The following is a 261-nucleotide window of genomic DNA, read 5'->3' on the forward strand; positions in this document are numbered from 1 at the left end:
GGATGTAACTAGAAGTCATTCTGCTATTAGATACAGCTTTGGCTATGGAAATACCATGGAACAGGTTGAAGATGTAGCTCACCGTACAGTTAAAGTAATTAAGCGTTTAAAAAAATAGAAGTAGTAGGAAAGGAGGGATAGCTCGTGACTATTATTAAGCCAGAAGATACACGTGTGGTAGTTGGAATGTCTGGTGGGGTTGATTCATCCGTAGCTGCGTATTTATTGAAAGAACAGGGGTACCAAGTAATTGGCATCTTT

1 pseudogene is annotated in these 261 nt (G+C 39.5%); it reads left to right on the forward strand.

Annotated features, from left to right (window positions below):
- Window positions 1-144 precede the first annotated feature (144 nt).
- Window positions 145-261: pseudogene (locus AOA61_RS30680) on the forward strand (7-cyano-7-deazaguanine synthase); the annotation flags it as partial.

Origin of the sequence: Pseudomonas sp. 2995-1 (assembly GCF_002742505.1) — a bacterium.
Classification (GTDB): domain Bacteria; phylum Pseudomonadota; class Gammaproteobacteria; order Pseudomonadales; family Pseudomonadaceae; genus Aquipseudomonas; species Aquipseudomonas sivasensis.